The sequence below is a fragment of the Methylobacterium sp. A52T genome (genome assembly GCF_053346095.1).
In genome coordinates this window covers 1-18082 of record NZ_JBKFBI010000057.1, presented here as the reverse complement: position 1 = coordinate 18082, position 18082 = coordinate 1, and the positions used below count along the sequence as shown (strand labels likewise).

Sequence of the window (18082 nt, the reverse complement as noted above, 5' to 3'; positions counted from 1 at the left end):
GGACCCGCGCCTTTTACACTGACCCTTTGTGCCAGCGTCACTCTGAGTTCGCCCGATGATCCGCCCGCTTCTCCTCCTGGCCGCCACCCTTGTCCCGCTCTCGGCGCAGGCCGGCGACGCGGCCGCGGGCAAGAAGCGCGCGACCGCCTGCCAGACCTGCCACGGCATGGACGGACTCTCGAAGCTGCCGGAGGCGCCGAACCTCGCCGGGCAGGTCGAGCCCTACCTCGTGAAGGCGCTCACCGAGTACCGCGACGGCAAGCGGCAGAACGAGATCATGAACGTGGTCGCGAAGGAGCTTTCCGACGCCGACATCGCCAATCTGGCGGCGTACTACGCGGGCATCCAGGTCGACGTGCTGCCGCCGGGATGAGCACCACCGTCATTGCGAGCGGAGCGAAGCAACCCAGGGCAGCGGACCGTTGACGAGCGTCGCGCAACTGGATTGCTTCGCTCCGCTCGCAAAGACGATATGCCTCAATCGTCCATCTTCAGGGCGGCGATGAACGCCTCCTGGGGGATCTCGACGCGCCCGAACTGGCGCATCTTCTTCTTGCCTTCCTTCTGCTTGTCGAGGAGCTTGCGCTTGCGCGAGATGTCGCCGCCGTAGCACTTGGCGGTGACGTCCTTGGACAGCGCCTTGATCGTCTCGCGGGCGATGATCTTGCCGCCGATCGCCGCCTGGACGGGGATCTGGAACAGGTGGCGGGGGATCAGGTCCTTCAGCTTCTCGCACATGGCCCGGCCGCGCGACTCGGCGCGGGTGCGGTGGACCAGCATCGAGAGGGCGTCCACCGGCTCGGCATTCACCAGGATCGACATCTTCACGAGGTCGCCCTCGCGGTAGTCCGACACGTGGTAGTCGAAGGAGGCGTAGCCCTTCGAGATCGACTTGAGCCTGTCGTAGAAGTCGAACACCACCTCGTTCAGCGGCAGGTCGTAGACGACCATGGCGCGCTTGCCGACGTAATTGAGGTCGATCTGGACGCCGCGCCGGTCTTGGCAGAGCTTGAGCACGCCGCCGAGATACTCGTCCGGCGTCAGGATCGTGGCGCGGATCCAGGGCTCCTCGACCGTCTCGATCTTCATGACGTCCGGCATGTCGGCCGGATTGTGCAGTTCCTTGATCTCGCCGTCGCGCATCTTGAGCCGGTAGACCACCGACGGCGCCGTGGAGATCAGGTCGAGGTTGAATTCGCGCTCCAGCCGCTCTTGGATGATCTCCAGGTGCAGGAGCCCGAGGAAGCCGCAGCGGAAGCCGAAGCCGAGCGCGGCCGAACTCTCCATCTCGTACGAGAACGAAGCGTCGTTGAGCCGGAGCTTGCCCATGGCCGAGCGCAGGTTCTCGAACTCGGCCGCGTCCACGGGGAACAGGCCGCAGAACACCACCGCCTGAACTTCCTTGAAGCCGGGCAGCATCTCGGTGGTCTGGCGCTTGTCCTCGGTGATCGTGTCGCCGACGCGGGTGTCGGCCACCTCCTTGATCGAGCCGGTGAAGAAGCCGACCTCGCCCGGGCCCAGCGCATCGATGTCGGCCATCTTCGGCCGGAACACGCCGATCCGGTCGACGCCGTAGACCGCGTCGGCGCCCATCATGCGGATGGTCATGCCCTTCTTGAGGGTGCCGTCTATGATCCGCACCAGCACCACGACGCCGAGATAGGCGTCGTACCAGCTGTCCACGAGGAGCGCCTTCAGGGGCGCGTCGCGGTTGCCCTTCGGCGGCGGCAGGCGCGTGACGATCGCCTCCAGCACCGCCTCGATGTTGAGGCCGGTCTTGGCCGAGATCGGCACGGCGTCGGAAGCGTCGAGGCCGATCACCTCCTCGATCTGCTCCTTCACCCGGTCCGGCTCGGCGGCCGGCAGATCGACCTTGTTGAGGACCGGGACGATCTCGTGGTTGGCGTCGAGCGCCTGGTAGACGTTGGCGAGCGTCTGCGCCTCGACACCCTGGGAGGCGTCGACCACCAGCAGCGAGCCCTCGCAGGCGGCGAGCGAGCGCGAGACCTCGTAGGCGAAGTCCACGTGGCCGGGCGTGTCCATCAGGTTTAGGACGTAGTCCTTGCCGTCCTGCGCCTTGTACTCCAGGCGCACGGTCTGCGCCTTGATGGTGATGCCGCGTTCCTTCTCGATGTCCATCGAGTCGAGCATCTGCTCGCTCATGTCGCGGAGCGCGACCGTGCCGGTCGCCTGGATCAGCCGGTCGGCCAAGGTCGATTTGCCGTGGTCGATATGCGCGACGATCGAGAAGTTGCGGATGGTGTCGATCGGGGCTGTCATCGGCATTCCGTTCGGGCGCGCGCCGGCGCGCACCGTCTGACGTCGGGACGTGTTCGGATGGAGCGGCTCCCGCGCGAGATAGCAGCGCGGCGGGAAGGCGCCAAGCGCGGCCTGAGCGCCCGGGCGGGAGCGGGGCCGGTCGGTGATCGCACGCAAGCGAACGGGGGCCGGAACGAGCCGGCCCCCGGGTCATGATCGTGTCTGGCGCCGAGGAGCGATCCGGCTCAGCGACCGCGGTCGCGGATCAGTCGCTCGATCTCGGCCTCGCCGTGGGAGCGCGCCTTGGCCTCGGTCGGATGCTTCCGGTCCGAGCGCTGGTGCAGCTTGCCGTGCTTGCGGATGCTCCACTGGAACAGGGAGCCGCTCTCGCCGACCGGCTCCACGTCGAGGCTGAAGGGGTAGGTATCTGTCTGGGTATCGCTCATGGGGCCGATATGGGGCGGTCAGCGACCTTTCGCCATGCCTGATCGCCAAGTCCTTGCGCGTTTACGCGTCCGCACCGGTCGCGCGCGCCCGCGCGGCCATGGCAACGAGGCTTTTGCGCAGCGCACCCATGTCGGTGACGCGCTCCGGATAGGGGACGCGCACGGTGCGGTCAGCCGCCATCAGGTCCATGCCCTCGGGGTCGAGGCCGGTGAGTCGCCAGGGCAGGTCGGCCGCGCCGCCGGCGCCGGCGGCGTAGAGCGCCAGCGCGTCGGCGTGGTCGGCGTTCATGTGCTCGACGGCGCCGCGCTCGCCCGCCACGATCGCCTGCGCGTCCGAGAGGTCGAGGAGGAGCTGGTCGCGGGTCAGGGTCGCGGCCTTGGCGAAGCCGCCGTTGAGGTGGCCGGCCTCCGGCGCCAGGGCGAAGAAGCCGAAATCCGGGAAGTCGGCGTAGAGCTTGGCCTTCGGGTGCCGGGCCAGGAACCGCTCCCGGGCCCGCGCCTCGGCGGTCTGCAGAGCGCGGCCGACCACGGTCAGGCGGGGATGGGCGAGGGGATCGCCCTTGCCGCCTTGCGAGAACAGCAGCGAGCAGCGCGGATCGGCCAGCAGGTTGCGGGTGTGGGCCGACAGCCGCGACAGCAGCATCAGCGGCGTGCCGTCCGCGTCGGTGGCGATGGTGACGAGGGAGGCGAAGGGGGTGCCGTCCGGCTCCAGGGTCGCGAGCGCCCCGGACCGGACGCTGCGCAGGAGCGTACGCGACAGGCCGATCGCGTCGAACGGCGCCGCCTCGGCCGGCAGCGGACGGGCCGGTCCGCCCGAGCCCGGACCCGTGTCGATCGTCTCGCCCATGCGCGATTCCTCCCCTCCGGACAGTCGCCGGGTTTCGCCGCCACGTTAGCGGCGCAGCGCCGGCGGCGCGAGGCACCGCGACCGCGTCAGATGGGCCGCGGAGAGACCGGTGCGCTCCCGTGTTACGGCCAAGCTATGACCGCCGCTCGCTTTTTCCGATCGGCCGTACTAAAGCACCTGTCCCTTTGCGTGTGCCGGGCTGCGCCCAAACTGCCCGGTTCGCGTTTTTGTCTGCCCCCTCGGGGCCGGGACGTGGCGCGGCCTGTGCGAAGAGCCGGGACCGCGCCTGAGCCCGTTCAGTCAGGGACCGCGCATGCCGACCATCGCCCTCGTCGACGACGACCGGAACATCCTCACCTCTGTGTCGATCGCGCTGGAGACTGAAGGCTACCGCATCCAGACCTACACGGACGGGGCCTCCGCGCTGGACGGTCTGCGCCACTCCCCGCCCGATCTCGCGATCTTCGACATCAAGATGCCGCGCATGGACGGGATGGAGCTTCTCCGACGCCTGCGGCAGAAATCTGACCTTCCCGTGATCTTTCTGACGTCGAAGGACGAGGAGATCGACGAGCTGTTCGGCCTCAAGATGGGCGCGGACGACTTCATCCATAAGCCGTTCTCGCAGCGCCTGCTGGTGGAGCGGGTGAAGGCAGTGCTCCGGCGCTTCGCCAAGGAGGCCCCCGGCAGCACGCCCCGCGGCGAGGCCGAGGTCGCGGCCCGGTCGCTCGAGCGCGGCGCGCTGATGATGGATCCCGAGCGACACACCTGCACGTGGAAGGGCGAGCCAGTGACGCTGACGGTCACGGAGTTCCTGATTCTTCAGGCGCTCGCCCAGCGCCCCGGCGTCGTGAAGAGCCGCAACGCGCTCATGGACGCGGCCTACGACGACCAAGTCTACGTCGATGACCGGACCATCGACAGCCACATCAAGCGGTTGCGGAAGAAGTTCAAGGTCACCGATCAGAGCTTCGACATGATCGAGACGCTCTACGGCGTCGGCTACCGCTTCAAGGAGGCGTGATCTCCAGGATCAGCCCCGTGGCCGCACGTACCCAGACTCAGACCGAGGATGCCCCGCCCCGCGCCTCCCTGGCCCAGACCCTGTCCCGACCGCTCGGCTGGCCCCGCGCCGTGTGGGAGGCGGTCGGCCAGCGCGCCTCGTCGAGCCTGACGCGCCGCATCGTCGTCCTCAACCTCGTCGGGCTGATCGCGCTCCTCGTCGGGTTCCTCTACCTCAACCAGTTCCGCCAGGGCCTGATCCAGGCCCGGATCCAGAGCCTCGCCATCCAGGGCGAGATCATCGCGGGGGCGATCGCCGCGTCGGCCTCGGTGGACACCGACACGATCCGCATCGATCCCGACAAGCTGCTCCAGCAGCAGGCCGGCGAGGCGGCGGAGGAGGAATCGCAGCCGCTCGCCTTCTCGCTGAACCCCGAGAAGGTGGCGCCGCTGCTGTCGCGCCTCGTGACGCCGACGGGCAACCGCGCCCGGGTCTACGATCAGGAGGGCGGCCTCCTGTTCGACACCCGCACCCTGTTCAAGCGCGGTGATGCCAGCCGGCCCGACCCGCTCGAGCCGAAGCCCCACAAGCCGGGCATCCTCGAATCCGCCTTCGAGGCGGTCCAGTCCAAGCTCGGCGGCCTGTTCCGCAGCCGGACCGAGACTGCCGAGGAGACGGGGCCGGTGAACGGGCACTCGCTCCGGGAGGTCCAGGCGGCGCTCGGCGGCAACCGCGGCAGCCTCGTGCGCCGGAACAAGCTCGGTGAGACCACCGTCTCGGTGGCGGTGCCGATCCACCGGGCGGGCTCGGTCCGCGGCGCCCTCCTGATCTCGACCCAGGGCGACGCCATCGACCGGGTCATCGCTTCGGAGCGGTTCGGTCTGCTGCAGGTCTTCCTCGTCGCCTCGGCGGTGATGGTGGTGCTCTCGTTCCTGCTGGCGGGCGCGATCGCGGGACCGGTCCGCCGCCTCGCGGAGGCCGCCGAGAAGGTCCGCATGGGCATCAAGACACGCGAGGAGATCCCGGACTTCACCGAGCGCACGGACGAGATCGGCCACCTGTCGGGCGCCCTGCGGGACATGACCCAGGCCCTCTACCGGCGGATCGACGCGATCGAGAGCTTCGCGGCGGATGTCAGCCACGAGTTGAAGAACCCGCTGACCTCGCTCCGCAGCGCGGTCGAGACGCTGCCGCTCGCCAAGACCGACGAGTCCCGTGGCCGGCTGATGGCGATCATCCAGCACGACGTGAAGCGCCTCGACCGTCTGATCAGCGACATCGCCGACGCCTCGCGCCTCGACGCGGAGCTCGCCCGCGCCGAGGCCCGGCGCGTCGATCTCCGGCGGCTGCTCACCACCGTCGTGTCGGTCGCCAACGAGCGCCGGCGCCCGAAGGATTGCCTGATCCAGCTCGACGTCGAGGCGACGGGCTCGGAGCAGGACGCGCCGTTCACGATCATCGGCCACGACAGCCGGCTCGGGCAGGTGGTCAACAACCTCCTCGACAACGCCCGCTCGTTCTCGCCGACCGACGCGAAGGTCCGGGTCGTGCTGCGCCGCGTGCGCGGCGAGGTCGAGATGATCTGCGAGGACGAGGGCCCGGGCATCCCGGAGCACGCCCTGGAGCGAATCTTCGAGCGCTTCTACACCGACCGGCCGGAGCAGGGATTCGGCCAGAATTCCGGACTCGGCCTGTCGATCTCCCGCCAGATCGTCCAGGCCCATCGCGGCACGATCCGCGCCGAGAACCGGCCCGGCGCCCCCGACGAGGACGGCGAGCCGACGGTGCGCGGCGCCCGCTTCATCGTGCGCCTGCCGGCGGCGCCGCGGCAGCTCCACGCCTGATGGTCACCCTGCACGGCGCCTGCGTCGCGCTGTGCGGGGCCGGGATCCTGATTCGCGGTCCCTCGGGCGCGGGCAAATCGAGCCTCGCGCTCCTGCTCGCCGCCGCGCCGGACGGGGCCTTCGTGGCGGACGACCGGGTCGTCTGCGCGATCCGCGACGGGCGAATCACGGCCGGTCCCCATCCCGCGCTCGCCGGACGCGTCGAGGTCCGGGGCCAGGGGATCCTGTCGGCGGCCGATCTCGGCCTGGCGGTGCGGCCGGAGGCGGTGCTGCATCTCGCCGTCGACCTGGTGGAGACGGCGCCGCGCCTGCCCGAACCGCCGGAACCCGCGGACATCCTCGGCCTCGCCGTACCGCGCCTCGTCCTCGATCGGGGCGCGCGGGCGGCCGGCCTCGCACCGCTCCTGGTTCGTGCGGCGCTGCGAAAGCCGCGGCCGTGACTTCGCAGCCGCACAGGCGCCTCGATTCGCCCAAGACTGGTATCCCCCATGGCGCACACGCGGCGGCCGTGGCATGATCGCGCCAATGTCCGGGCAAAAAAGTCGCGATCGCCTTGTGGGGGGCTGTGCGATGCACAACATGGCGGCACACACAGGACGTTGGAACACGTGTCGATGATTGGCATGGTGCTCGTCACCCACGGACTCCTGGCGACCGAGTTCAAGGCCGCCCTGGAGCACGTGGTCGGTCCACAGGATCAGATCGAAACGATCACGATCGGACCGGAGGACGATATGGAGCTGCGACGCCGGGACATCATGTCCGCGGTCTGTCGCGTGAATACCGGGGACGGTGTGGTGGTGCTGACCGACATGTTCGGGGGCACGCCGTCGAACCTCGCGCTGTCCTGCATGAACGGCGGTTCGGTCGAGGTCGTGGCGGGGATCAACCTGCCGATGCTGATCAAGCTGGCCAGCGTCCGCGACGAGGAGAAGCTCGGCGACGCCGTGCTGCACGCGCAGGAAGCCGGCCGCAAATACATCAACGTCGCCTCGCGCGTCCTCGCCGGCAAGTAGTTCTCCGCGATCAGGCCTCCAGGACGGCCGCCGGCGGAGCCGCGCGCCGCGCGCTCACGGTGATTCCCACCGACGCCGCGATCACCAGCGCGATCGCCAGCCACTGGACGGCGCTGATTCGCTCTCCCAGCAGGACCAGACCCGCGCAGGCCGCCACGGCGGGCTCCAGGCTCATCAGCACGCCGAAGCTCTTCCGGTCCAGGCGGCGCAGAGCGACCATCTCCAGCGAGTAGGGCAGGGCGCTCGACAGCAGCGCCACCGCGAAGCCCGCGATGAGGAGTCCGGGCGCGAGCAGGGCCGAGCCGGCCTCCGCAACGCCGAACGGCGCCACGACGAGGGCCGCCGTCAGCATGCCCAGGGACACGGCCTGGCCGCCGTCGATCCGCCCGGCACGCTGCCCGAACAGGATGTAGAGCGCCCAGCACAGGGCCGCGCCGAGATCGAGGGCGACGCCGACCGGGTCGAGGCCGTCCTCGCCGGCGATCGGCAGCAGCAGCGCGAGCCCGGCCACCGCGACGCCGATCCACAGGAAATCCGAGCGGCGGCGCGACGCGATCAGCGCGACCGCCAGCGGTCCGACGAACTCGATGGCAACGGCCGGCCCGAGCGGCAGCCGTGCCAGGGCGAGGTAGAACAGGAGGTTCATCAGCCCGAGGGCCGTCCCATAGAGGGCGATCCAGCCGGCCTCGCGCGCCGGGAGGCTGCGCCGCCAGGGCCGCCAGACGGCGATCAGGATCAGCGCCGAGAAGCCCACCCGGAGGGCCGAGGTCCCCGCCGCGCCGAGCGCCGGGAACAGGCTCTTGGCGAAGGTCGCGCCGCACTGGAGCGACACCATGCCGGTGACCAGCGCCGCCACGGACAGCACCGTATCGCCGAGGCCGAACCTGTTGCGTGACACGGGGCGACATTCCTGAGGACCGGGACCCGGCGCGGGCATAGCAGATGCCGAAGCCGCCGCGGCCCACGCTCGGCTTCATGGCACACGCCATCCGCGCGCACGGCTCGCCGTCCCGGGCCAGCGGGGCGTCCGCCGGCCCGGCGTGATCCGCGACCGGTCCTTACAGGATGAAGCGGCTCAGATCCGCGTTCGACGCCAGATCCTGCACCCGCTCGCGCACGTAGGCCGCGTCGATCGGCACCGTCTCGCCGGACCGATCGGTGGCGGTGAACGAGATCTCGTCGATCACCCGCTCGAGCACCGTCTGGAGCCGGCGCGCGCCGATATTCTCCACCGACGAGTTCACCTCCACGGCGACCCGCGCGAGGGCGTCCACGGCGTCGTCGGAGAAGGTGAGGGTGACGCCCTCGGTCTCCATCAGCGCGACCGTCTGCTTGAGAAGGCTCGCCTCGGTGGCGGTCAGGATCTGCTTGAAATCGTCCACCGTCAGCGGCTGCAATTCCACCCGGATCGGCAGGCGGCCCTGCAGTTCTGGGAGGAGGTCCGCCGGCTTCGAGACGTGGAAGGCGCCCGAGGCGATGAACAGCACGTGGTCGGTCTTCACCGGCCCGTGCTTGGTCGCGACGGTCGTGCCCTCGATCAGCGGCAGCAGGTCGCGCTGCACGCCCTCGCGCGAGACGTCGCCGGACGAGCGGCCCTCGCGGGCGCAGATCTTGTCGATCTCGTCGAGGAAGACGATGCCGTTGTTCTCGACCTCTCGGATCGCCTCGCGGACGAGCGCCTCGTCGTCGACGAGCTTGTCGGATTCCTCGGCCATCAGCGGCGCGTAGGCGTCCCGCACCAGGACCCGGCGCGGCTTGCCGCGCTGACCGCCGAGCGCCTTGCCGAGCATGTCGCCGATATTGATCGCGCCCATGGAGGCGCCCGGAACGCCGGGAATCTCGAACATCGGCATGCCGGCCGGGGCGCCGGAGGTCAGTTCCAGCTCCACTTCCTTGTCGTCGAGCTCGCTGTTGCGGAGCTTGCGCCGGAAGCTGTCGCGTGTAGCCTGGCTCGCCGTCGGGCCGACCAGCGCGTCGAGGATCCGGTTCTCGGCGGCCGCCTCGGCCTTGGCCTTCACGCCCTCGCGCTTGACCTGCCGCGTCAGGCCGATCGCCACCTCGACGAGGTCGCGGACGATCTGCTCGACGTCGCGGCCGACGTAGCCGACCTCGGTGAACTTGGTGGCCTCGACTTTGAGGAACGGCGCGTTGGCGAGCCGGGCGAGGCGGCGGGCGATCTCGGTCTTGCCGCAGCCGGTCGGCCCGATCATCAGGATGTTCTTGGGCGCGACCTCCTCGCGGAGCGGACCGGTCAGCTGCTGGCGCCGCCAGCGGTTGCGCAGCGCGATCGCCACGGCGCGCTTGGCGTCGTGTTGCCCGACGATGAACCGATCGAGTTCGGACACGATCTCGCGGGGAGAGAACGTCGTCACCGCTTTGCCATCCCTGTTCCCGGCCCGAAAACGGCCCCGCGCCGGGAATGGGGTCGCGCGCGGCCCCGCGCAAGGGGCCACGCGTCGGCCGGTCGCCGCCTCAGTGCGCGGCCGGGACCGCCGCGGCGTCGCCCTTGTCGTGCCGGCCGAACCGCTCCACCAGGGTCGCGCTGGCCTCGTTGAGGCCGACGACCACGACGTCGCGGCCCCGGGCGCGGGCCTTGAGGACCACCCGGTCGAGGGCCGCGATGGCCGAGATGTCCCAGAAATGCGCCGCGTGGACGTCGATCACGAGGCGCTCGACCGGCTCCAGCACGTCGATCGCCTCCGAGAAGGTGCCGGCCGAGGCGAAGAACACCTGCCCGGCGATGGTGTAGGTTCGGGTGCCGCCGTCGGCAGAGAGGGCGGACGTGATCCGGTTGAGCCGGGCGACCTTGCCGGCGAAGAACACGCCGGATAGCAGCACGCCCACCAGCACGCCGATCGCGAGATCCTTGGTGGCGACCACGACCAGGACGGTCGCCAGCATCACCGCCGAGGAGGGCAGCGGATTGGTGCGCAGCCGCAGCAGCGAGCGCCATGAGAAGGTGTTGATCGAGACCATGATCATCACGGCCGTCAGCGCCGCCACCGGCACGACGGCCAGCAGATCCTGCAGCGCCACGAGGAGCACCAGCAGGAACGCGCCGGCCACGAGCGTCGAGAGGCGCCCGCGGGCACCCGACGAGACGTTGATCACCGACTGGCCGATCATCGCGCAGCCGCCCATGCCGCCGAACAGGGCCGAGGCCATGTTGGCCACGCCCTGGCCCATGCACTCGCGATTCTTGTCGCTGGCCGTGTCGGTCATGTCGTCGACGATCTGCGCCGTGAGCAGGCTCTCCAGCAGGCCGACCGCGGCGAGCGTCGCCGCGTAGGGCAGGAGGATCCGCAGGGTCTCGAGGGTGAGGGGCACGTCCGGCAGGGCGAAGCTCGGCAGCGCCGAGGGCAGGGCGCCGAGATGGGCGACCGTGCGCACGTCGAGGTGGAAGATCGCGGTGATCGCCGTCAGCACGGCGATGGCCACGAGCGGCGACGGGATCGCGCGGGTGATCCGCGGGAATCCGTAGATGATCGCCAGACCGAGGGCGATCAGCCCGTAGGTCGCCGGCGTGACGCCGCTGAGCTCGGGCCATTGCGCCAGGAAGATGAGGATCGCCAGCGCGTTGACGAAACCGGTCATCACCGATTGCGAGACGAACCGCATCAGCCGGCCCAGCCGGAGCAACCCGGCCAGGATCTGGATGACGCCCATCAGGATCGTGGCGGCGAAGAGGTACTGGACGCCGTGCTCGCGCACGAGGTCGACCATCACCACCGCGGTGGCGGCGGTGGCGGCCGAGATCATGGCCGGGCGACCGCCGGCGAAGGCGATGGTGCAGGCGATGACGACCGAGGCGTAGAGGCCGACCTTCGGGTCGACCCCGGCGATGACCGAGAAGCCGATGGCCTCTGGGATCAGCGCGAGGGCGACGACGATCCCCGACAGGGTGTCGCCGCGCAGGTTGGAGGTCCACGACCGGAGATATCCGGCGTTCCGGGCTGCGTGTGTTGACATCGATGAATCCGCACGAGCGGCGTGCCCGCGTCGCTGGCGGGTCAGAGCGCGTCTCGAATGCGTGGTCCGGCGGATCGGCGGCCGGAAGAGCCACCCGGGCTTTCACCGGGTCCTTGCGAATGCGCCGACCCTAGGGGCGCGCGCACTGCAATGCAACAACGTGCCGGGAAACGCTCGGCGAGGCCTCCGTCATCGCGGGTCCGGCTCCGCGGTTCCGGAATGACGGGCGCGTCGGTCCGGCCGCCTCAGGCCGCGCGGACCTGGGTCACGAAGCCAGCGACCTCGCCGCCGAGCCCGATCGAGCGGCGCGCGATGTCGGCGGCGGCGTCGAGGACTTCCGCGGCGCTGGCGCCCGTCTCGCGGGCCGCGCCCAGGACCAGCGCCATCGTGTCGGTGACGGCGCGGGTGCCGCTGGCGGCCTCGGAGACGCTGCGGGCGATCTCCTGGGTCGCCAGCTGCTGCTCCTCGACGGCGGCGGCCACGCCGAGGGCGATCCCGTGGACCTGCTCGATCGTGCCGCCGATCTCCTCGATCGCCGCGACGGCGTCGTGGGTCGCGGTCCGCATCGCAGCGATCTGTCCGGCGATCTCCTCGGTGGCCTTGGCGGTCTGCGTCGCGAGATCCTTGACCTCGGTGGCGACAACCGCGAAGCCGCGGCCGGCCTCGCCGGCCCGCGCCGCCTCGATCGTGGCGTTGAGCGCCAGCAGGTTGGTCTGCCCGGCGATGGTGGAGATGAGGGAGACGACCTGCCCGATCCCGTCGGCGCTGCGGGCGAGGGCCTGGACGCTCGCCCGGGTCCGGCGCGTCGCCTCGACGGCGCTCTCGGCGGCCGTCGAGGTCTGGGTCACCTGGACGCCGATCTCGCTGGCGGTGGCGGCGAGTTCCTCGGTGGCGGCGGCGACGGCCTCGACGTTGTGGGCCGTCGTCTCGGCGGCGCGGGTGACCGCCTGCGACTGCGTGCCGGCGTGCTCGGCGTTGCCCGCCATGGTCGCGGCGGCACGCTCCAGCCCGGCGGCGGCCCCGGCGAGGTGCTCGACGAGTCCGCCGATGCTGCCCTGGAAGCGCTCGGCGAGCCCGGCCATCTCGGCGCGCTTGCGCGTCGCCGTGTCGGCCTCCAGCCGCTGGTGCTCGTGCCGCAGGCTCTCGGCCTCCCGCATCGTGTCGCTGAAGACCTGCATGCTCGTCCAGATCGCGCCGATCTCGTCGCGTCCCGGCTTGACGGTGGGCAGGGTGTGGTCGCCGCGCGAGAGGCGCTGGATCGCGTCCGAGACCGCCCGCAGCGGCCGGGCGATCTGCCGCTGCCCGATGAGCAGGCCGAGGGCGCAGCAGAAGACGGTGCCGATCAGGGCGAGGCCCAGCAGGAGGAGGGTGCGCGTCTCGAACAGGGCCTGGGTGTCGGCCTTGATCGCCGCCATCTCGCCCCGACCCTGCTTCACCAGGGCGTCGATGCTGGCCTGGAAGGCCTTGCGGTTTGCCCGGTTGGCGTCGTTGAACCCGAGCTCCGCGGCCGCCTTGGGGCCGGTCGTGTCGCCCGCGTCCGCGAGGGCGCTGCGGAGGGCGCGGAACGCGTCGGCGTTGCGCACCATCGTCTCGAAGAGCGGCCGCTCGGCCTCGGTCACCCGCGGCGCCCAGTCGGCCCGCAGAGCGTCCATCTCGGCGAGACCCTTGCGGATCCCGGCGGTGTACTTCGCGGCCTCCGCGCGGTCGGCGGAGGCGTAGACGCCGCGCGAGTCCATGGTGACTTCGGCGGCGAGGCGGTTGAAGTTCGCGGCGTCGAGGGCCCGGATCGACGCGCTCTCGACGCTCGTCAGCGAGCGCTCGAAGCTCTTCAGCGTCGCGACGCTGACCCCTGCCACGACCAGCGTCGTCAGGCTGCAGGCGCCGACGAAGCTCAGGAGTTTTCCGCCGATTTTCATAGCTATCCGACCGTCGAGGCGCGATTGGCGTCAAAATGCCGGTTATTCGTCAAGACGTCGTAAACTGAGCTGATCTGGAATTATTTGTCTTGCCTCTAAGCAGGGGCCTGATGGTGAAGGGGCGCGGCGGGCGCCGCGCCCGACCCGGTCAGGCCGCCCGGACGGTGTCGAGGAAGCGGCTGACCTCCGCGGTCAGGTGCTCGGATTGCCGCGACAGCTCCGAGGCCGCCGACAGCACCTGGCCGGCGGCGACGCCGGTCTCCTCGGCCGCGCCGGCGACGCCGGAGATGTTGCTCGTCACCTCGCCGGCGCCGACGGCCGCCTGCGAGACGTTGCGGACGATCTCCTGGGTCGCCGCACCCTGTTCCTCGACCGCGGCGGCGATCGAGGTGGCGACACCGCTGATCTCGCGGATCCGGTCGGTGATGCCGGCGATCGACGTGACCGCCTGCCCGGTCGAGGCCTGGATCTGCGCGATCTGGCCGGAGATCTCGTGCGTCGCCTTGGCAGTCTGCTCGGCCAGGGCCTTCACCTCGGAGGCGACGACCGCGAAGCCCTTGCCGGCGGCCCCGGCGCGGGCCGCCTCGATGGTGGCGTTCAGGGCCAGCAGGTTGGTCTGGCCTGCGATGTTCGAGATCAACCCGACCACGTCGCCGATCCGCGACACGGAATTGCTCAGCTCCTGGACGAGAGCGCCGGTCTGATCGGCGTCGGAGACGGCCCGCTGCGCCAGATGCGCCGAGCCGTCCACCTGCCGGCCGATCTCCTGCACCGAGGAGCCGAGCTCCTCGGCCGCGGCCGCGACGGTGTTGACGTTGGAGGCGGCTTCCTCGGCGGCCGCCGCGACCGTGTTCGACTGGCTCGAGGTCTGGGACGCCGTCGCCGACATGGTCCGGGCGGTCGCCTGCAGCTCTGTGGCCGAGGACGAGACCATGCCGACGATGCCGCCGACGGCGCGGTCGAAGCTGTCGGCGAGTTCGATCATGGTCCGGCGGCGCTCGGCCGCGGCGGCCGCGTCGGCGATCCGCTTCGTCTCGGCCTCCTCGGCGGCCTTCTTAGCGACCATCGCCTTGATCCCGTCCACGGCACGCCCGACCGCGCCGATCTCGTCGCCGCGGGCGGCCTCCTTGATCTCGGCCTCGATCTCGCCGCGGGCCATGCGCTGCAGCACGGCCACGAGGCGGCCGAGGGGGCGGGTCAGCATGGCGAAGACGAGGAAGGCCAGCAGCCCCGCGATGACGACGCTGGCGACGCTGCCGAGCAGGCTCGCGAGGTAGGCGGCGCCGAAGGAGCGCGCCTGCTCGTCGCTTCGGGCGGCGAGGAGGTCGCGCTCGGCCTTCTCGGCCTCGCCGATCTTGGCGCGCAGGGCGTCCATGGACGCCTTGCCGGCGCCGCTCGCCTCGATCTGCCGGGCCTTGTCGAGGTTGCCGGCCTCGACGAGGGCGATCTCCTTGGCGGCGATGTCGCTCGACCACGTCTCCGCCGAGCCGCGCACGGCCTCCAGGCGCGCCTGCTGGGCGGCGTTGTCGGCGGTGAGAGACTTGGCGCTCTCCAGGGACACCTTGAAAGACTTCTGGCCGGCGCGGAGCGGCTCAAGGAATTTCGGATCGCCCGCGATCAGGTATCCGCGCAGGCCGGTCTCCTGATTGACCATCGACTGCGTGAGGCCGTCCAGGGCGGAGATGACCTGATACGAGTGCTCCGTGAGATGATTGACGCGCTCGATCGAAGACAGGTGACTGTAACCGATCGCGCTGATCCCCACCGTGACCGCCGCTAGGCTGCCGAATGCGGCAGTCAGCTTCGTTACGATCCGGACATCGTTGATCGAGCGCATAGTCAGTCCCCAGGGCCCCATTCGGGAATTCGGATTTGGTTCCCTGGCGCTTGTGATAAATTATACGCTGTAAATATTATCTTACTCGGCGCCGAGGAGCCCCGCAGAATCCGGCTGAATGATGATCGAAAACCTTCCATCTGCAATCAAGCTCTCGTGAGCGGACTGCGTTCTGCTGTTCGCGGCGAGTACAACCTGAAATAATAGATGGCGGGCGGGTAGATCCGGCCGTTCCGCCATCACGAGTACCGGTTCACGGCCACTTTCCAGGATGCGAAGTCCCGCTCCGGACGGTATTCGCGCGCCGCACCTATCGTACGGACAATGTCGGGTTCCGCGGTCAGCCGGACTCACTCCGTGCCTGACACCGGCCTGTGAGCAGAAGCAGCGACGGGATACGGGCGCCACCGGGGCCGCGGCGCCGATGACGGTCCATCACGTTCGCCCGTTCGCGCGCCCTGTGCCGTGTGCCCGTGGTCGAAAGCGCTGCGACAGCAGAGCCGGCGAGCCCGGCTCTGCCCGGCCGGCCCTCAGGTATCCAGCGCCTCGATGACGAGGTTTCCGTTGGTGTAGACGCAGATCTCGGCGGCGATCGTCATGGCCCGCCGCACGATCGCCTCGGCGTCGAGGTCGCTGTCCTCCAGCGCGCGGGCTGCCGCCAGGGCGTAGTTGCCGCCGGACCCGATGGCCATGACGCCGCTCTCGGGCTCAAGGACGTCGCCCGAGCCCGACAGGAGCAGGCTGACCTCGCGGTCGGCGACCAGCATCATCGCCTCCAGCCGGCGCAGGTAGCGGTCCGTCCGCCAATCCTTGGTGAGTTCCACGCAGGCCCGGGTCAGCTGACCGGGATACTGCTCCAGCTTGGCTTCGAGGCGCTCGAACAGCGTGAACGCGTCCGCGGTGGCGCCGGCGAAGCCGCCGATCACCGCGCCCTTGGCGAGGCGCCGGACCTTGCGGGCGTTCCCCTTCACGATGGTCTGGCCCAGGCTGACCTGACCGTCGCCGCCGATGACGACGCGGCCGCCCTTGCGGACCATCAGGATCGTGGTCGCGTGCATCTGGGGGACGGCGCCCCGGTCGTCGTACCTGAATGCGTCCTGGCTCAAGATTCGGCTCCGCTCTCGATCGCGCCGAGATGGGGAGCTTCGCCGGCCGAGTCCAGCCGGTGCCGGGATCGCGCGCCTACTCGGCGACCGCCTCGGGGCTGCGGACCGGGCCGGCATCCTGCAGGATCGACTGCGCGGCGGCCTCGGCCAGGAGCGCGTAGCCGCGGTCGGCCATGTGCAGGCCGTCGGCGGCGAAGAGCTGCTTGGTCGTCAGCTTACCCTCGCGCACCCAGCCGTGCATCAGGTCGGCCCGACGGATCACCGGCACGTCGAGCTCGTCGCCGATGCTGCGCACCGCGTCGCGGAAGCGCGAGGCGCCCGGCGTGGATTCGAGCTTCGGGCACCATTGCGGCTCCATCAGCACCACGTCGATGCCGGCGTCCCGGATCCGGCGGATCGCCGACACGGTGGCCTCGCGGAAATGGTCGAGCGACACGCCGCGCAGCGGGTCGTTGCTGCCCGTCTGCCAGATGACGAGCTGGGGCTCGGCCGCGATCACGTCGCGGTCGAGGCGCGCCAGCATGTCGTCGACGTGCTCGCCGCCGATGCCGCGGTTGATGACCGCCACGTCCATCCCGTGCAGCTTCTTGCGCAGGTCGATCTGCAGGCGGGCCGGGTAGGCGTTGGCCGGGCTCGAGGCGCCCACGCCCTCCGTCGAAGAAGATCCGAAGGCGACGATCTTGAGCGGCGCGCCGATGGCGATCTGGCGGGCGACGTGGGGAAGGTCCGGGCTGTCGCCCAGGTCGAAGCCCAGCATGTCCAGGGATTCGGGCAGCAGGTCCGCGTAGGCGAGGACCGCCGTCGGAAGGACCAAGAGGGCGCCCAACAAGCCCAGGCGGCGCAGCATCCTGCGGGCGGGGAAGACAGTGTTCAGCGTCTTGGACACGGGACCGACGGCTCCGGCTCTCGTGAGCGGTAGATACAATCTGACACAGGGCCCTGAAAAGAGCGGTTCCGGGCAGAGTTTGAAAACACACTGAATTCGTAACGCAAAATTAGGCATGAGTGGGGAGGCGCGCCCTTGCCCGAGGATTCGCGGCAACATCGGCGCGGCGGGTCGACCCCAGCGGCGTTGACGTCGCGGCACCCGCATGCCCGACGCCGAGTCGGCATGAACCATGCAGAACACTCGCCGACGCGTCTCCGAGAGGGCGGCGGAGCGCGCGGTCGGGGCCGCGGCGCGTCCCCCGACCGGCCGCGGGGCTCCGTGAGCCGTCCCATGGTCGACCGCTTGCGCATCGCGATCCTCACGCACTCGACCGACCCGCGCGGCGGCGTGGTCCACGCTCTGGCTCTCGGGGAGGCCCTGGGCAGGCTCGGCCACGAGGCGGTGGTCCACGCGCCCGACCCGACCGGCGGCGGCTTCTTCCGCGCGGCGCAGTGTCCGGTGATCTCGGTCGCGGCCAAGCCGGTCGCGGGACCGGCCGCCGCCCTGGTCGGCGCCCGGATCGCCGACTACCTCGCGCATTTCTCGACGCCCGCCGCCTGCGACTTCGACGTCTTCCACGCCCAGTGCCGGATCAGCGGCAACGCGCTCGCCACCCTGACCCGGCGCCGCCTCATCCCGGGCTTCGTGCGCACGGTCCACCGGATCGACACGTTCACCGATCCGCGGCTCGCGCAGTGGGAGGAGCGGGCGATCCTCGATGCCGGGCGCCTGCTCTGCGTCAGCCGGACCTGGGCGGCGACGCTGGCGGCCGAGTACGGCGCCCGGGCCGACGTGGTCGGCACGGGCGTCGACGGGGCGGCCTTCACGCCCGATCCCGGGCCGGAGGACGACGCGCTCCGCCGCCGCCCCGGCCTCGGCGGCGGGCCCGGCCTCCCCGCCGCCGGGGGCGT

At 70.4% G+C, this 18082-nt stretch carries 16 protein-coding genes and 1 other annotated feature; of the genes, 6 read left to right on the top strand and 10 right to left on the bottom strand.

The features are described from left to right. Positions 1-55 precede the first annotated feature (55 nt). Positions 56-373 (top strand): c-type cytochrome, encoded by a 318-nt coding sequence (locus ACLBYE_RS15440; protein ID WP_447694830.1) that lies wholly within the window; start codon positions 56-58, stop codon positions 371-373. A gap of 104 nt (positions 374-477) precedes the next feature. On the opposite strand, the gene lepA is transcribed toward ACLBYE_RS15440, so the two are convergent. The 3 genes from lepA to ACLBYE_RS15425 form a co-directional block, all read right to left on the bottom strand. After that, positions 478-2280 carry a translation elongation factor 4 gene (lepA, locus tag ACLBYE_RS15435; protein ID WP_012320039.1) on the bottom strand — a complete coding sequence of 601 codons (1803 nt, stop codon included), beginning with the start codon at positions 2278-2280 and terminating at the stop codon, positions 478-480. A gap of 224 nt (positions 2281-2504) precedes the next feature. After that, the gene (locus ACLBYE_RS15430; RefSeq protein WP_010682254.1) at positions 2505-2705 is read right to left on the bottom strand and encodes a hypothetical protein; all 201 of its coding nucleotides are present in this window, start codon (positions 2703-2705) and stop codon (positions 2505-2507) included. 61 nt (positions 2706-2766) lie between these two features. Beyond that, positions 2767-3552, bottom strand: a complete 786-nt coding sequence (locus tag ACLBYE_RS15425; RefSeq protein WP_447694829.1) for a HugZ family pyridoxamine 5'-phosphate oxidase — start codon at positions 3550-3552, stop codon at positions 2767-2769. Positions 3553-3865: 313 nt separating this feature from the next. On the opposite strand from ACLBYE_RS15425, the gene ACLBYE_RS15420 reads away from it, so the two are divergent. The 4 genes from ACLBYE_RS15420 to ACLBYE_RS15405 all read left to right on the top strand — a co-directional run bounded on the left by ACLBYE_RS15420 (position 3866) and on the right by ACLBYE_RS15405 (position 7415). Then, a complete protein-coding gene (locus ACLBYE_RS15420; protein ID WP_020094607.1) occupies positions 3866-4576 on the top strand; it encodes a response regulator transcription factor in 711 nt (236 codons plus the stop codon). 68 nt (positions 4577-4644) lie between these two features. Beyond that, on the top strand, positions 4645-6399 hold the full coding sequence (locus ACLBYE_RS15415; protein ID WP_447694841.1) for a stimulus-sensing domain-containing protein: 1755 nt from the start codon (positions 4645-4647) through the stop codon (positions 6397-6399). Then, on the top strand, positions 6399-6839 hold the full coding sequence (locus ACLBYE_RS15410; protein ID WP_103985745.1) for an HPr kinase/phosphorylase: 441 nt from the start codon (positions 6399-6401) through the stop codon (positions 6837-6839). Before ACLBYE_RS15415 ends, ACLBYE_RS15410 begins: the two co-directional genes overlap by 1 nt. Positions 6840-7013: 174 nt before the next feature. Then, positions 7014-7415 (top strand): PTS sugar transporter subunit IIA, encoded by a 402-nt coding sequence (locus ACLBYE_RS15405; protein ID WP_010682249.1) that lies wholly within the window; start codon positions 7014-7016, stop codon positions 7413-7415. A gap of 10 nt (positions 7416-7425) precedes the next feature. Here ACLBYE_RS15405 and ACLBYE_RS15400 read toward each other — a convergent pair whose 3' ends face one another. The 7 genes from ACLBYE_RS15400 to ACLBYE_RS15370 all read right to left on the bottom strand — a co-directional run bounded on the left by ACLBYE_RS15400 (position 7426) and on the right by ACLBYE_RS15370 (position 17129). Then, positions 7426-8313 (bottom strand): EamA family transporter, encoded by an 888-nt coding sequence (locus ACLBYE_RS15400; RefSeq protein WP_447694828.1) that lies wholly within the window; start codon positions 8311-8313, stop codon positions 7426-7428. Positions 8314-8473: 160 nt separating this feature from the next. Then, positions 8474-9787 carry an ATP-dependent protease ATPase subunit HslU gene (gene hslU, locus ACLBYE_RS15395; protein WP_447694827.1) on the bottom strand — a complete coding sequence of 438 codons (1314 nt, stop codon included), beginning with the start codon at positions 9785-9787 and terminating at the stop codon, positions 8474-8476. A 100-nt stretch (positions 9788-9887) separates the two neighbouring features. Next, positions 9888-11384 (bottom strand): SulP family inorganic anion transporter, encoded by a 1497-nt coding sequence (locus tag ACLBYE_RS15390; RefSeq protein WP_447694826.1) that lies wholly within the window; start codon positions 11382-11384, stop codon positions 9888-9890. A gap of 60 nt (positions 11385-11444) precedes the next feature. After that, positions 11445-11500 (bottom strand) — a sequence feature (sul1 is cis-regulatory element that is thought to sense ions involved in sulfur or methionine metabolism; They are found in Alphaproteobacteria). A 129-nt stretch (positions 11501-11629) separates the two neighbouring features. After that, positions 11630-13300, bottom strand: coding sequence for a methyl-accepting chemotaxis protein (locus ACLBYE_RS15385; RefSeq protein WP_447694825.1), 1671 nt, complete (start codon positions 13298-13300; stop codon positions 11630-11632). A 148-nt stretch (positions 13301-13448) separates the two neighbouring features. Then, on the bottom strand, positions 13449-15137 hold the full coding sequence (locus ACLBYE_RS15380) for a methyl-accepting chemotaxis protein (RefSeq protein WP_447694824.1): 1689 nt from the start codon (positions 15135-15137) through the stop codon (positions 13449-13451). 530 nt (positions 15138-15667) lie between these two features. Further along, positions 15668-16195 (bottom strand): ATP-dependent protease subunit HslV, encoded by a 528-nt coding sequence (gene hslV, locus ACLBYE_RS15375; RefSeq protein WP_447694840.1) that lies wholly within the window; start codon positions 16193-16195, stop codon positions 15668-15670. 124 nt (positions 16196-16319) lie between these two features. Further along, positions 16320-17129 (bottom strand): SGNH/GDSL hydrolase family protein, encoded by an 810-nt coding sequence (locus tag ACLBYE_RS15370; protein WP_447694823.1) that lies wholly within the window; start codon positions 17127-17129, stop codon positions 16320-16322. Positions 17130-17462: 333 nt separating this feature from the next. On the opposite strand from ACLBYE_RS15370, the gene ACLBYE_RS15365 reads away from it, so the two are divergent. Beyond that, positions 17463-18082 (top strand): glycosyltransferase (locus ACLBYE_RS15365; RefSeq protein ID WP_447694822.1); only part of this gene is annotated, 620 nt, incomplete at its 3' end.